This window comes from Parabacteroides sp. PH5-46, assembly GCF_029892785.1.
GTDB lineage: Bacteria > Bacteroidota > Bacteroidia > Bacteroidales > Tannerellaceae > DFXE01.
The window spans coordinates 88,278-103,556 of the sequence record NZ_JARXXA010000009.1 but is presented as its reverse complement, the minus strand read 5'-3'; the positions used below and the strand labels follow the sequence as shown (position 1 = coordinate 103,556).

At 44.1% G+C, this 15,279-nt stretch carries 13 protein-coding genes; 5 read left to right on the top strand and 8 right to left on the bottom strand.

What is annotated here, in order from left to right:
• Window position 1: 1 nt before the first annotated feature.
• From smpB to M2470_RS11020, 5 genes are read right to left on the bottom strand one after another with little or no spacing between them, the layout of a single operon-like run.
• Window positions 2–463 (bottom strand): SsrA-binding protein SmpB, encoded by a 462-nt coding sequence (gene smpB, locus M2470_RS11040; protein WP_280745052.1) that lies wholly within the window; start codon window positions 461–463, stop codon window positions 2–4.
• Between the two features lie 22 nt (window positions 464–485).
• Window positions 486–1,058, bottom strand: coding sequence for a YIP1 family protein (locus M2470_RS11035; RefSeq protein WP_280745051.1), 573 nt, complete (start codon window positions 1,056–1,058; stop codon window positions 486–488).
• A gap of 52 nt (window positions 1,059–1,110) precedes the next feature.
• Window positions 1,111–1,674, bottom strand: coding sequence for a nicotinate (nicotinamide) nucleotide adenylyltransferase (gene nadD / locus M2470_RS11030; RefSeq protein ID WP_280745050.1), 564 nt, complete (start codon window positions 1,672–1,674; stop codon window positions 1,111–1,113).
• Window positions 1,671–2,237 carry a guanylate kinase gene (gmk, locus tag M2470_RS11025; protein ID WP_280745049.1) on the bottom strand — a complete coding sequence of 189 codons (567 nt, stop codon included), beginning with the start codon at window positions 2,235–2,237 and terminating at the stop codon, window positions 1,671–1,673. The genes nadD and gmk overlap by 4 nt, the downstream gene beginning before the upstream one ends.
• A 9-nt stretch (window positions 2,238–2,246) precedes the next feature.
• Complete coding sequence (locus M2470_RS11020; RefSeq protein ID WP_280745048.1) at window positions 2,247–3,119, bottom strand: YicC/YloC family endoribonuclease; 873 nt, start codon at window positions 3,117–3,119, stop codon at window positions 2,247–2,249.
• Between the two features lie 110 nt (window positions 3,120–3,229).
• Here M2470_RS11020 and tsaB point away from each other — a divergent pair, with 110 nt between their 5' ends.
• The 4 genes from tsaB (at window position 3,230) to M2470_RS11000 (ending at window position 7,341) form a co-directional block, all read left to right on the top strand.
• Window positions 3,230–3,931, top strand: a complete 702-nt coding sequence (tsaB, locus tag M2470_RS11015; RefSeq protein WP_280745047.1) for a tRNA (adenosine(37)-N6)-threonylcarbamoyltransferase complex dimerization subunit type 1 TsaB — start codon at window positions 3,230–3,232, stop codon at window positions 3,929–3,931.
• 369 nt (window positions 3,932–4,300) lie between these two features.
• Complete coding sequence (locus tag M2470_RS11010) at window positions 4,301–5,017, top strand: NUDIX domain-containing protein (protein WP_280745046.1); 717 nt, start codon at window positions 4,301–4,303, stop codon at window positions 5,015–5,017.
• A gap of 33 nt (window positions 5,018–5,050) precedes the next feature.
• Window positions 5,051–6,379, top strand: coding sequence for a xylose isomerase (gene xylA / locus M2470_RS11005; RefSeq protein ID WP_280745045.1), 1,329 nt, complete (start codon window positions 5,051–5,053; stop codon window positions 6,377–6,379).
• 2 nt (window positions 6,380–6,381) lie between these two features.
• Window positions 6,382–7,341 (top strand): GNAT family N-acetyltransferase, encoded by a 960-nt coding sequence (locus M2470_RS11000; RefSeq protein ID WP_280745044.1) that lies wholly within the window; start codon window positions 6,382–6,384, stop codon window positions 7,339–7,341.
• A gap of 7 nt (window positions 7,342–7,348) precedes the next feature.
• Here M2470_RS11000 and M2470_RS10995 read toward each other — a convergent pair whose 3' ends face one another.
• A complete protein-coding gene (locus M2470_RS10995; protein WP_280745043.1) occupies window positions 7,349–8,665 on the bottom strand; it encodes a sigma-54 dependent transcriptional regulator in 1,317 nt (438 codons plus the stop codon).
• A 389-nt stretch (window positions 8,666–9,054) separates the two neighbouring features.
• On the opposite strand from M2470_RS10995, the gene M2470_RS10990 reads away from it, so the two are divergent.
• Window positions 9,055–13,173, top strand: coding sequence for a two-component regulator propeller domain-containing protein (locus tag M2470_RS10990; RefSeq protein ID WP_280745042.1), 4,119 nt, complete (start codon window positions 9,055–9,057; stop codon window positions 13,171–13,173).
• On the opposite strand, the gene M2470_RS10985 is transcribed toward M2470_RS10990, so the two are convergent.
• Both M2470_RS10985 and M2470_RS10980 read right to left on the bottom strand, forming a co-directional pair.
• Window positions 13,170–14,513 carry a dihydroorotase gene (locus M2470_RS10985; RefSeq protein WP_280745041.1) on the bottom strand — a complete coding sequence of 448 codons (1,344 nt, stop codon included), beginning with the start codon at window positions 14,511–14,513 and terminating at the stop codon, window positions 13,170–13,172. The two genes, M2470_RS10990 and M2470_RS10985, sit on opposite strands and share 4 nt — an antisense overlap.
• Window positions 14,510–15,265, bottom strand: a complete 756-nt coding sequence (locus M2470_RS10980; protein ID WP_280745040.1) for a polyprenol monophosphomannose synthase — start codon at window positions 15,263–15,265, stop codon at window positions 14,510–14,512. Before M2470_RS10980 ends, M2470_RS10985 begins: the two co-directional genes overlap by 4 nt.
• Window positions 15,266–15,279: the final 14 nt, after the last annotated feature.

Below are 15,279 nucleotides of genomic sequence, written 5' to 3'. Positions count from 1 at the left end.
ATTAGCGCTTGAATGCACGATCCATTTCGCGTTTATCGTCACGCTCTTTTAATGAGTCGCGTTTGTCATATTCTTTCTTACCTTTAGCAATGGCGATTACTATTTTAGCCAAGCCTTTCTCGTTGATAAACAGCCGTACCGGAATGATAGTGAAGCCACTGTTCTTAGACTCTGCTTCTATTTTCTTCAGTTCTTTCCGGTTGAGTAGCAGTTTGCGGTCTCTACGGGCTGAGTGATTGTTGTAGGTGCCGTAAAAGTATTCGGCAACATACATATTCTTTACCCACAATTCGCCTCTTTCTACAAGGCAGTAGGTGTCTACCAAGCTGGCTTTCCCCAGCCGGATGGATTTTATTTCCGTTCCGGTTAGTACAATACCTGCCGTAAAGGTTTCGAGCAAAGCGTAATCAAAGGTTGCCCGCTTGTTCTTGATCTGTATATTATTTGAAATCTTCTCTTTCATTGTCAGTTGTTGCTACGTTCTGTTATACCCGTAATCCCGGCATCAGCATGAATAACAAGAGCCCGATAATTTCCGGTAATAAAATAATCAGTGCCGAAGCCGTGAGTACGAATTTGAGCCGTATGTTTTCTGTTACTTTCATATAGGGAACGGCTCCTTCCCAAACGATATATACGGTATATAAAACAAAGATACGTAAAAAGAAAAAGTCGGATGTCGGCAATAGCATCAATATAATGTTAAGAGCATACATCATAGCCGAAGAATATCCAACGAAACGTTGGCAAAGCTTCAGGTCTTTTTCCTGTTTAAAGAAACTACTCCACAACTCATTCAGAAAGTATGAAGCCAGATAAAATCCTCCGAAATAAGACACCAAAGCCTTAATGGACGACTTTAAAGCCAACTCTATACTGAATTCCTTTTGAGTAAAAAGTATTCCGATAAAAGCTGCAGCAGTAACAAGCCCGATCAGGGGATAGACAAACTGTGTGAGGTATTCGTCATTCTTTTCTTCCTTATCAGCCAGTTCTTTCAGCGCTTTTCCTGGTTGAGTAATAATGGCAATTACCCATTTGAATAAATCTTTATACATCTTTTGCTCTCTTTATCTTCTTTTTACGAGAGGACAAAAGTACGAAAAAGTATTAAAATTCAGAGAGGTTGTTGCGAATACTTTCGGGGAGGAAGAAGCGGATATCTTTTCCTTCACGGAACGCCTGCCTGATAAACGAAGAGGAGATCTCCATTATCGGAGCATTTACCATGCGAATACGGGGGTATTCATCAGGGATAGTAACCTCGTATCCCAGCCGGGGATAGATGAGTATTGGGTAATTCTTCAGGATTGTTTCATAATCTTTCCACTGATTGATTTTTACCCAGTTATCTGCTCCCATAATGAAGTGGAAATCATGTTCGGGATATGCTTTCTTCAGTTCTGCCAGCGTGTGGACGGTATATGAGGGCTGAGGCAGGGTAAACTCAAAGTCGCTGACTTTAAACTTCGGATAGCCGGCAATGGCCTTTTGCACCATTTCATACCGAAGTTGGTTGTCTATCAGTATGTTTTTTTCTTTTAACGGGTTTAAGGGGGTAACCAGGAACCATACTTCGTCTAGTTCTTCAAACTCACATAGCCAGTTGGCTAAGGCCAGATGCCCGATGTGAATGGGGTTGAACGAGCCGGAGAATATACCCGTTTTTTTCATGCCTCGAGAAACTGTTTAACAATCCGGCAGGTTTCTTCCTGTGCTTCAGACAGGTCGTCGTTAATTACTATTTTGTCAAAGCGGGGAGCGAAGGTCATTTCGTATTCCGCTTTGTTGATCCGGTTTTCAATTGTTTCGGGACTATCGGTGCCTCTTCCCTCCAGCCGTTTGCGTAGTTCGTCTATGCTGGGGGGCTGTATAAATATGGAAAGAGCTTGGTCTCCGTAGTATTCTTTAATGTTGCAGCCACCCACAACGTCTACGTCGAAAACGACATTGTCGCCCTGTTCCAGTATGCGTTCTACCTCGCTTTTCAGTGTGCCGTAAAAACGGTCGGTATACACCTCTTCGTACTCCAGGAAATCTCCTTTTTCTATTCGTATACGAAATTCTTCGGGAGAGAGGAAGTAATATTCCACACCATGCTGTTCTTCCCCTCGCGGAGGACGGCTGGTTGCCGATATGGAAAAGCATATCCGCAAATCCTGCTTCAATAAATAGTTAATAATAGTAGACTTTCCCGAACCTGAGGGAGCAGAGAATATGATTAACTTTCCGGCCACTTTGATTGATTATAAAACGTTAAGTACTTGTTCCTTTATTTGTTCTAATTCGTCCTTCATACGAACAACGATTTGTTGCATTTCGGCGTGATTGCTTTTGGACCCCAGTGTATTGATTTCTCTACCGATTTCCTGAGCAATAAAACCTAGCTTTTTACCTTGTCCCTGTCCGTCAGCCATTGTGCTGATGAAGTATTTCAGGTGATTAAGTAAGCGGCTTTTTTCTTCGTTTACATCCAGCTTTTCTATGTAGTAGATCATTTCCTGTTCAAAGCGGTTTTTGTCATAGTCTGTCAAAGCTACTTTTTCCAGGTTGTCCGTGATGCGGGCTTTGATCTTTTCGATACGTTCGCCTTCATATACTTCCAGTTCGCTTAATAAGCTTGATATCTTTTCAATCTTTTCGGTGAATAACTGCTGAAGCATGGCACCTTCCTGTATTCGGAAATCTTTCAGTTGCTTGATGGCATTGTTGATGGACTGCTGGATAAGGTTCCATTCGCTTTCGTCTACTTCTGCAATTTCGGATTTTAAAACTTCCGGCATACGCAGCAACAAGGTGAACCAGTCTGCCGGAAGCGGTAGCTGTAGCTTGTTGGCCATCTCGTTGACCTGGTTATAATAACCTTCAAAGATGGTGGCATTGATTTGAGTAGCTGCTTCTTTTCCGATATGTTCTACCTGGATATTGAATTCAATTTTTCCACGTTCCAGTTCTTTCAGTAACTGACTACGGATTTGCATTTCCATTTCTTTATAAACGGAAGGCATACGTGTTGAGATGTCTGATTGTTTACTGTTTAATGCCTTTATCTCAACGGTTACTTTTTTTGAAGGTAATTCGGCTGTAACCTTACCGAAGCCAGTCATTGATTGTATCATTTTTTCGAGAAATTTTCGCAAAGGTACTTTTTTATTTCAACTATTATTTAGCATACTATATTAAAAATGTACATTTGTACTTTAAAACAAGAATATTACAAGATTATTATATGTCGTGTTTATTAGCTATTGAGACAGCAACAACCGTATGTTCTGTTGCCTTGTCTTATAATAATGATATACTTTTCAATAAAGAATCTTTTGAGGGGCCGTCGCATGCTGCCTTGCTCGGAGTGTATGTGGAAGAGGCATTGAATGTGGTAGCATCTGAAGGCTTGAAGCCCGATGCGGTAGCTGTCAGCAGTGGCCCCGGTTCGTATACCGGTTTGCGTATTGGTGTGTCGGTGGCGAAAGGCTTGTGCTTTGGCTACGGAATCCCCTTGATTAGTGTTCCTACTCTTGAGATACTGGCTTCAAAAGTGATTGCAGAAAAAAAGATGCCGTCGCAAACTCTTTACTGTTCTATGTTGGATGCTCGTCGAATGGAGGTGTATGCCGCAATCTATGACGAAAACCTTCATCCGGTCAGGGATACCATGGCGGAGATCGTAACGGCGGATACCTATGTCGCTTTCCTGAAAGAAAACCGGGTTTGTTTCTTTGGTAACGGAGCGGCAAAGTGTAAAGAGGTTATAGTATCGGAGCAAGCAATCTTTCTGGATGACATCCATCCGTTGGCTATTGATATGATTCCATTATCCCGAAACTATTTTGATAAGAAGCAATTTGAAGATGTAGCATATTTTGAACCCAATTACCTGAAAGATTTTATAGCTACCATTCCTAAGAATAAAGTATTGGGAAATCTCTGACACAAGTCTGCCTGAGCTTTAAACCTTATTGTATTTTTCCTCCTTTATTAAGTGTATTTACGGGGTGAATTGTATTTGCCTGTGCATTAATTTGTTGTGTCTTTTCAAAAAACGCATGTATACTTTTTTGAAAACGCATGGCTGCAATTTCCCAAACGCATGCATGCGATTCGGAAAACGTATGCATGCGTTTTTTGCTTCGTATAACTTATTGTTTATTTTTCCTTTCATGCTTTGTGCTTATCGTGTAAAATACGATATGTAAAAGTTTGCGCTATAATAATTTAACTAAAATAAATATATCAAATTGTTCGGATTAATGAAATTATATTATATCTTTGATGCCATTGATAAAAATAGCATTTTGCCATGAACACAATGTTTATTCATACCTATGTTTCTGTAGACTGTGTGGTCTTCGGTTTTGAAAACGATCAACTAACCATCTTGTTGGTGAGGAGAGGAGAAGCCGATAGCCATGAAAAAGAACTGAAACTTCCGGGTAGTCTTATCTATAATGAAGAAGATGTGGATGACGCGGCACACCGTGTTCTATTTGAGTTGACGGGAATTAAAAGGGTTTCTCTGAAACAATTTCGCTGTTTTGCCTCGCCCGACAGAGCGAACAATCCCGAAGATATGAAATGGCTAGACAAAGCCTATCAGCCGAATATCAACCGCCTGATCACCGTGGCGTATTTGTCATTGTGTAAGGTGGACAGAAAATTAAATAATATATCAAAGTATAAACAGACAGACTGGTGTCCGATCAGCCGCATTCCTAAATTGCCGTTTGATCATAACCGGATTGTAAACGAGTCGCTAACGGAAATTCGTACCTGGATAGAAAACAATCCGTCTATCGTTTTCGAAATGCTTCCCAAGAAGTTTACGATCAGTCAGCTGCACAAACTATATGAAGCTATATATAATAAACGTATAGATATTCGCAACTTTCATAAAAAAGTAGCGGCTATGCCTTATGTAATTGCGCTGGACGAAAAACAAAAGGATGTTTCGCATCGTGCAGCCCGTTATTATAAGTTTGATAAGAAAGTATATAAGAAAATGAAAAGCAATATATAATCAAGAACTTACATTTATTCACAACAAACAATTATGGAAATTTTAAAAGGAACAAAAGAGTTCTTTCCTGGTATCGGAAAGATTAAATTTGAAGGAAAAGAAAGTCGTAACCCCTTAGCATTCCGCTATTACGACGAGAACAAAGTAGTGATGGGTAAAAGCCTGAAAGACTGGATGCGTTTTTCAATGGCATACTGGCATACATTGTGTGCAAATGGAGGTGACCCATTTGGCGGTCCTACCATTCATCATCCTTGGGATCTAGGTAATGATGCAATCAGCAGAGCCAAGAATAAAATGGATGCTGCATTTGAATTTATGACCAAAATGGGAATACCTTTCTATTGCTTCCACGACGTGGATTTGGTAGATTCGGGCAACTCATGGGGTGAATACGAAAAGAATTTGCAGGCTATCGTAGACTATGCAAAAGAAAAACAAGCTGCCTCTGGTGTGAAACTGCTTTGGGGAACTGCTAACGTATTCGGTCATGAACGCTATATGAATGGTGCTTCTACAAATCCGGACTTCGATGTTGTAGCATGTGCCGGAGCACAGGTGAAGAACGCTATTGACGCAACAATAGCCTTGGGTGGATCAAACTATGTATTCTGGGGTGGACGCGAAGGCTATATGAGCTTGCTGAATACCGATATGAAACGCGAAAAAGATCATCTGGGACGCTTCTTGGCTATGGCTCGCGACTATGCACGCAAACAAGGCTTTAAAGGTACATTCCTGATCGAGCCTAAACCAATGGAGCCAACTAAACATCAGTATGACTTTGATACGGAAACGGTAATAGGCTTCCTTCGTAACTACGGACTGGAAAAAGACTTCAAGGTAAATATAGAAGTGAACCACGCTACATTGGCTGGACACACATTCGAACATGAACTACAGGCTGCTGTTGATGCAGGAATGCTGGGTAGCATTGATGCGAATCGTGGTGACTATCAGAATGGATGGGATACCGACCAGTTCCCGTTGGATATCTATGACTTTGTACAGGCTTGGTTGGTAATGCTTCCGGCAGGCGGACTGGGACATGGTGGTGTAAACTTTGACGCGAAGATTCGTCGTAACTCTACGGATATGGATGATCTGTTCATTGCCCATGTCTCTGGTATGGACGTATTTGCCCGTGGATTGATTACAGCTGCTGAAATCCTTGAAAAATCAGATTACAAGAAACTTCGCCAGAATCGTTACGCTTCTTTTGATGGTGGTAGCGGAAAGGCGTTTGAAGATGGTAAGATGACTCTTGAAGAACTGCTTGCACACGCTCATAAAATTGGTGAGCCAAAGCAAACAAGCGGAAAGCAGGAGTTGTTTGAAGCAATACTGAATATGTATATTTAATATTGAAAAGTAAGAAGAAACAAGTCTATAATCTGTGGAAGGCCGTATTTGGAGATTCGGATACGTTCATGGATTTGTATTTCAGCCGGGTTTATAAGGATGAAAATGCAATGACTATTGAACGAGACGGAACAGTTGTATCTGCGCTCCAGATGCTGCCTTACACAATGACTTTTTGCGGACAGGAGATTTCGGTTGCTTATATCTCCGGTGCTTGTACCTCGCCTTCGGAACAGGGAAAGGGCTTGATGAAGCAGTTGCTTCGTGAGTCTTTCGACGAGATGAGGCGAAGGAATATTGATATAACAGCTTTGATTCCGGCAGAGAAGTGGTTGTTTAATTATTACCGCTCGATGGGTTATACGGAGGTTTTTGAATATTCGCTGGTTGTATACACCCGTAACGAATACATTACACCAGAATTATCCTTGCAGGTAGAACCGCTGAATAAAATACCGGATGCAACCTTGTATGCTTATTTTGACCGTAAACTGCGCGAACGCCAAACCAGTATTCTGCATACCTATGACGACTTTGTAACGATCTATAAAGACTTGAAGACTGTTGATGGAACCTTTTTTGTAGCCTATAACGACGAAATGCAGCCTGTTGGGCTGGCACATGTAACTCCCCCGGGCAAGACTAATCCGGAGAATGTATTCATAAAAGAGTTTCTGTATAATAATGAACAGGCAAAGACCCAGATGCTGTTTGAAATAACCAAGTCCTTTGAGGTGGAAAAAGCCGTTTACCGACAGCCTTTCAGCAATCACCTGGTCGCCTATCCTTACGGTATGGCCTCTGTTATTAATAAAGAAAAGCTAATAGGCTTGTGGCTTCAAGCGCATCCGGAAAGCTCTGTTACGGCAGAGGAGATGGAAGCTATGGATATCCGTAGCCTTACGGCTCATTTATTTGATTACGCAAACAAGACAGCTTACATGAGCCTGATGCTGGACTAAGCCATCCTTATTTGTCTAATCCGTACCCCTTTAATTTATTGTATAATGTCTTTCTGTCTATGCCCAGCAAGCGGGCGGCGGCGGTTTTATTGTTCCTCGAATCCTGTAGTGCTTTGAGGATTAGTTCGCGTTCGTGGGCTCCATCGCGCAAAAGCGTTTGCTCTGCAACTGGAGTAGGAGAGGCAAACATTTCTTCCGGGAGTTCTTTGATTGTTATGTATTGCCCTGTCGCCAGCAAAGTGGCGTACTTGACGGCGTTTTTCATCTGTCTCAGATTCCCGGGCCAGGCATGCGTCTGGAATAATTGAATAACCTCAGCATCAAAGCCGGCAATACTTTTCTGTAGATCCTGATTGGCCTGATGCAGGAAATGATTCGCAAACACCATGATATCTTCTTCTCGTTCTTTCAGATCCGGTATGCGGATGGTAAACTCATTGATCCGGTGGTAAAGGTCTTCTCTGAACTCTCCTTTGCTAATGGCTTCGCGCAGGTTTTCATTTGTGGCGGATACCAGTCGGACATCGGTTGTTATCTCCTGGTTGCTACCTATCGGCTTAACTTTTCGTTCCTGTAAAGCTCTGAGTAGTTGTACCTGCACTTCGTATGTAAGGTTGCCTATTTCATCCAGGAAGATAGTGCCTCCGTGAGCAGCTTCAAAGGCGCCTGTTTTATTGTCTATCGCTCCGGTAAAGGATCCTTTTACGTGTCCGAAGAATTCCGAGGCTGCCAGATCTTTGGGGATAGCCCCGCAGTCTACGGCAATAAAGGGAGCGTTCTTCCGGTTGCTCAACTCATGTATCCGGCGGGCTACGTACTCTTTCCCGGTCCCACTTGAGCCGTTGATTAATACAGACATGTCGGTGGGAGCTACTAAACGGATGTATTCAAACATCTGGCGGGAGACAGGACTTTCTCCTTCTACAAATGTTTCGTCGGGTTGTTTATGGGGTAGCTGAACGGAGGGGAGTTTGATAATCTCCTTTATCTTGAGTAATAATTCGTCGGGGTTGATGGGTTTGGATATATAGTCGGAGGCTCCTAATTTGATAGCTTGTACAGCCGTCTGTATTTCGGCATAGCTGGTCATCATGATTAATGGCTGCGACAGGTTCTTTTCGGCCATCCATTTGAGCAAACCAATCCCATCTCCGTCAGGCAGGCGGAGGTCGGACAATATTAAGTCGTAACTATCAGCTTCGATTTTCTGTTTTGCCTCTGAAATAGAAGCAACGGCATTTACTACAAAATCTTTCTTTTTTAGCCAGGTCGAAAGCATCAAAGCAAATGTGATATCATCTTCTAAAATGAGAATAGATGCCATATTTGGGTTGTTTTCCAAACACAAAGGTAATATTTTCGTTTAATAAAAAAAGAAAACCTGAAAACTAACAGCAAGAAATCTCTTGTTTGTTAGTTTCAGGTATTTATCTTTCCATCTCTTGATAGAGACGGTAGTGTAATTATATAGAGGGTTAGTTAATGTATTACAAAGATCAACAATAAAACTATTCTATATTGTCAATTATGTACACAATCCTTTAAACAATGTTTCATTTGTGAAAAATAATAAGAGAACCTTATTATTTTCTAACATGGCTTGTTTGCCTGATAAATAAAAGGTTTCTCACATAAGATGGTGTATTTTTGTATGTGAAATGATTCATAATTGAAAGAATTACGCTAATTTTACGTAATGGAAATCAAATTAATATGAAAAAAAGCTCGTGGCTGATATTCTTTTGCTTCATATCCGGAACTCTGCAATCATTTGCAGGTATTGATTTGCAGAATATAGGCACCTTCTTCACAACGGAGAATGGTCTGTCTAGCACAAAAATTACGTGCATCCGGCAAGATAACCGAAACTTCCTGTGGATAGGGACAGAGGATGGGCTCAATCGTTTCGACGGCTACGAATTTACCGTGTATAAAAAAGAGTCTGAGGAGCCATTATCCCTCATCAGCAGCCATATAACCGTTCTTTTCCAGGATTCTCATAACCGTATGTGGGTTGGCACGATCGCTGGATTGGAGTATTATGATTTGGCGAGCGACGGCTTTATCAATGCGTCCTTAAATCAGCCGGATGAGGTTATAAAATATAATCAATGTACGGATATAGTAGAAGACAGCAGAGAAAATCTCTGGGTCACGTCTTCTGGATTCGGGGTGGTGTGCTATTCGCTCCTTACGGAAGAGAGTATTTTGTTTACTCCTTCGGCAGATTCTACCTCGTCGCTTTGTAGTTCGTATATACGTTCTATTGTGGAAGATGCGAAGGGCAACATTTGGTTTGCTTCTCAGGATAAAGGTATCTCTGTGTATAACCCGGTTAATGCCACTTTCCGGAACTATAACACAGCCAATAGCTCCTTGCCGAGCAATGCCGTCTTTGATTTAGAGCTTCTTTCCAATGGGAATATCCTTGTCTCCACTTTAAGAGGAGGCCTGGCTATTTATGATGTGCAGAAAGACAACTTTGAAACCTTTCCGGATCTTTTTAACGAAGCCAATACCCGCTCGGTCTTTTGTTCCATTGAAGATTTTAATGGCGATATACTGGTAGGGACAGAAGGTAAAGGAGTTCTTATTCTCGATCCTCAGAAGAGAACCCTTAAACAGCATCCTGTCTTTCTGGAGATGGGTGACTTGATAGGTGATTCGAAAGTACACTCTATCTACAAGGGAAACTACACCTACTTATGGTTTGCACTGGTTAACAAGGGTGTTTTCGTGCTTGGGCACGAGGATACAGGCTTCAAAACCTTGCAGAAGCTTCAGAACAACCCCAATTCCCTGAACTATGGTTCCGTTACGAGCATTACTACAGATGTGGAGCAGAACATCTGGATCGCGACAGACGGAGGCGGCCTAAATTGCTATCATCCGAATACAAATAGCTTCACCTACTATACGAACAATCCTCTCGATAGTCGCACGATATCAGATAATGCCATTGTCAACGTCTTCTGCGATAGCAAGAACCGAATATGGGTCGGAACTTACACCGGCGGACTCTGTTTGCTCAATCGGGAAACAAAGACCTTCACTCGCTTCACAGCATCCGACGCTCCCGACGGATTACAATCTGACTACGTGAAGAGTATAAAGGAAGATAAACGGGGATTCCTCTGGTTGGGAACCAATGGAGGAGGATTAAGCCGTTTCGACCCGGAGAAAAGAACCTTCCGCACCTTCCGCAGTGCCGATAACCGTGGGTTGGTAAATGATTACATTATCACCCTTTTTATCGACTCCCGCGACCGGATGTGGATCGGAACTTATTTTGGACTGAGTTGTATGGACATCGATACAGAGACTTTCACCTTTTTCGGACGTGAAAACGGACTCAGTAGTCTCTCTATCTATTCGCTGGCGGAAGATGAGAACGGGACAATCTGGGTTGGAACGGAAGATGGCCTCAACCGCTACCATCCGGACACGAATACCTTTACAAAGGTCTACCCCAAGTCGCAGTATTACAGTCCCGTTGTGAATGGTATCCTCGCAGAGGATGGCGAGAACAACCTCTGGCTGAGCACCAATCATGGCATTGTGCGCTATTCTGTCAACACCGGGGAACTGATGAAATACCTCTATAATAGTGGCCTGCAAAGTAATGAGTTTCTACTCGGCTCGTATTATAAAGATCCCGGTGGGCAGATGTTTTTCGGAGGCGTAAAGGGACTCAATATGTTTTATCCTGCCAATATTTACGATGAGGTAACCATCCCTAAAGTGTATATCAATAACCTGCAGATATTTAATGAGTCGGTACCTATTGGAAAGCCTGTCGAGGGGCGGGTGTTACTCAATAAAAACATAGAGATCTCTTCCGAGATACATTTGAAGCAGAACGAAAAGAATTTCACTCTCGAATACGTCGCGCTAGGTATCTTCGACCCGAATATGACGCTCTACAAGTCCAAACTCGAAGGATTCAACGACGATTGGACTATTTACGATTATACGCAGCGGAGTATGACCTATACAAACCTCAACCCGGGAACTTACACCTTCCGCATCAAAGCGAGCAGCAATCCCGATGTATGGGGAGATGCGGAAACCACCTTGCGAATCGTTGTAGAACCTTCTATATGGAATACATGGTGGGCAAAGCTCATCTACCTGCTTCTGGCAATATCGGTTGCGGGAGTACTTCTCTGGGCACTCTTCAATAGGATCAAGGCGAAGAATGAATTAGATATCGAGCGTCTCAAGGTAAAGCAACAAGAAGAGTTGCATAACATCCGCACGAACTTCTTTACCAACATAAGCCATGAATTCCGCACGCCGCTCACCCTGATACTCGGTCCGCTGGAGCGCTTGATGAGTGAAGAAACCGATGAAAGTAAAAAACAAGCCGGACGCCTGATTGTGCGCAGTGCCAAGCGTCTTCAAAGCCTGATCAACCAGATTCTGGATGTCAACAAGATGGAAAACTCCAAAATGGTTCTCCATGTACGCCGTCTGGAGCTTGTCTCCTTTGTGGAAGAGACTGTCCGTTCTTTCGGGGAGCTATTTGAGCAGAAACCGATCCATCTTTCTTATACCAGCGATCCAGACACCATTATAGGATGGTACGATCCCGACTTGCTCGACAAATGTATCAGCAATATCCTGCACAATGCCTATAAATTCACTCCTCCCGGAGGAGAGGTGAGTGTCAATCTCCATCAGGCAGACGATCTTATCCGGCTTTCCATCAGCGACACCGGTATCGGGATGGATCCACAAACGCAGGAGCGTGTCTTCGACCGTTTCTACCAAGCTGATACCGATAAATACAATGCCGGGACAGGTATTGGAATGCATTTTACCAAAATGATCGTCGAACTCCACAAAGGCTGCATCTCTGTAGAGAGTGAGAAGGGTGCCGGTAGCCGGTTTACGATCTCTATTTTGGCGGGGAACAGCCATTTCTCACCGGAAGAGTTGGATACGCAGGTAGAGGATACCGAAAGACCTTCCTCTGTGAGTCTGGCAGCAGATACACCTTCTCCTTTAGCAGAAGAACCTCGGGCAGAGGGGAGTCGTCCTACGATTCTACTGGTGGAAGACGATCCTGATATGCGGCTCTACATCCGCAAGGTGCTAGAAGATTCTTACCACATCCAGGAGGCTTCTAACGGTAAAGGCGGGCTCAAAAAAGCCCACAGCCTTATGCCCGACCTAATTATAACCGACGTTATGATGCCGGAGATGAGCGGACTGGAACTTTGCAGCCTCCTGAAGACAGATCCTGACACCAGTCACATACCCGTAATTATCCTAACGGCCAAAGACGGCACCGAAAACCTCATGGAAGGCCTCGAAACAGGTGCAGATAGTTACATCTCCAAGCCCTTTGAGCTTCGCCACTTGAAGATACGCGTCGAAAAGCTCATCGAACTGCGCAATAAACTGAAAGACCGCTTCAGCAAATCTTTTACAATGGACGCACAGGAGGTTACCGTTTCCAGCACCGACGAGCGACTACTCCAGCACGCTATCGATTATGTACGGGAACATATGGAAGATTCCGACCTCACTGTAGAGTCTATGAGCCGTGATCTGGGACTCAGCCGTACCCATTTGCATCGCAAACTCAAGGCGCTGACAGGTCAAAGCCCCGTCGAGTTCATAAAAATCATGCGTTTGAAGCAAGCCGCTTATTTGCTAAGCACCGGAAAGCTCACTATCTCCGAGGTAAGTTATAAGGTAGGTTACGGAACGCCTTCGTACTTCAGCAGCAGTTTCAATGCCTATTTTGGCATGTCGCCCACAGCCTATATGGAAGAAAAACGAAGCGAAAGGCCCCGTCCTGACGAAGATGCCCCTGTGGCTTAGTTGTTATAGCGCACTTCCATTCCCCTTATGGAGTCATCTATCGTTCCATTGTCGTAGACAAGCTGACCATTTACAAAGGTCTGCCGGATACTGTGCTGAAAAGTATGTCCTTCAAAAGGAGACCATCCGCACTTGTACAGGATATTCTCCGCCGATACGCTTGTTTTCTTTTGAGGGTCTACAAGCACCAAGTCGGCATAATAACCCTTACGGATATAGCCTCGGCGATCTATATGGAATAAGTCCGCCGGCAAATGCGCCATTTTATCCACTACTTTCTCGTAAGAGAAGATACCCTGGGCCGCGAGGTCCAACATAGCCAGGAGGGAGTGTTGTATAAGTGGTCCACCGGAAGCAGCAACCAGGCAACTACCTTCCTTTTCGCTCAGCAAATGCGGGGCATGGTCGGTAGCTACGATGTCAATACGGTTGTCGTTTACCGCTTCGCGTAAAGCCTGCCTGTCGGCCTTCGTTTTAATGGAAGGATTCCATTTAATACGATTGCCGAAGGTGGCGTAATCCTCGTCTGAAAACCAGAGGTGATGCACACATACTTCGCCGGTGATCTTTTTTTGCGCCAGCGGTGTCTGGCTGTTCAAGAGGCTCAGCTCTTTGGCGGTAGAGAGGTGCAGGATATGGAGGCGTGTCCCCAGACGTGTAGCCAGTTCCACGGCTTCCGCCGAAGAGGCATAACAGGCTTCTTCGCTCCGTATCTTGCTGTGAAAACTAATATCCAGGTCGTTTCCGTAAAGGGAGGTGTAATGAGCAATATTGCGTTGGATGATTTCTTCCTTTTCGGCATGTACGGCAATCAGAAGGTCACTTTCGCCGAAGATACGTTCTAGTGATTCTTTCCGGTCTACCAACATGTTTCCGGTCGACGATCCAAGGAAGAGTTTCAGTCCGGGAATCCTCGTTTTGTCGAGGCGGCGTATCTCGTCGAGGTTATCGTTTGTCCCGCCGAAGAAGAAAGAGTAGTTGGCGGCAGAGGTTTCTTCTCCGCGTTGCAGTTTCCATTCCAGCTCGCCGAGGGAGGTTGTCTGCGGTTTGGTGTTCGGCATATCCATAAAGGAAGTAACTCCTCCGGCCACGGCGGCACGGCTTTCGCTGCGGATATCTCCTTTGTGCGTCAGTCCCGGCTCCCGGAAATGTACTTGGTCGTCAATGGCTCCGGGAAGGAGCCACAAGCCCGTGGCATCTATTATCCGGTCGGCATTGAGGCCGTCTGCTTCCGAGCCTTCATACACGGCGGCTATTTGGTTGCCTTCTATACGTACGGAACCTTTAAAAGAACGCCCTTCATTGATAATGAGGGCGTTTTTTATAATCGTTTGCTTCATGGCAATGCTTTTCCTTTTTGTGGGTACTTCCGGAAGAAGCTCCACCACTTCAGCTTCAGTACACCGAACAGTGCCTCGCCGAATATGGAAGAGTTCATCTTTGATGTTCCCAGTACCCGGTTGATAAAGATGATAGGTACTTCTATCAATTTGTATCCGCACTTATAGGCGGTGAATTTCATTTCTATCTGAAAGGCGTAGCCCTTGAAATGAATGCTGTCAAGCCCGATCGTTTCTAGCACCTCACGTCTGTAGCATACAAAACCGGCGGTGGTATCCTGTACTTTCATGCCGGTAATGATCCGCACATATACGGAGGCGAAATATGACATCAGTACCCGTCCCAACGGCCAGTTTACCACGTTCACGCCGTTGCAGTAGCGTGAGCCAACGGCCACGTCAGCTCCTTCTTCTGTGCAGGCGGCATATAGGCGTGGAAGGTCTTCCGGATTGTGGCTGAAGTCGGCATCCATCTCAAAGATGTAGTCGTACTTCTTTTCGATGGCCCATTTAAAACCGCAGATGTACGCCGTACCCAGTCCTTGCTTTCCTTCGCGTTCGAGGATGTGCAGTGCTTCGGGAAACTCATTCTGAAGATTTTTTACGATTCCTCCGGTGCCGTCGGGAGACCCATCATCTATTACGAGGATATGAAAATCTTTCGGCAGGCTGAAGACTTTACGTATAATGTTTTCGATGTTTTCTTTCTCGTTATACGTAGGGATAATGACAATACAATCACACGTTTTCATACTATGTTAACCAT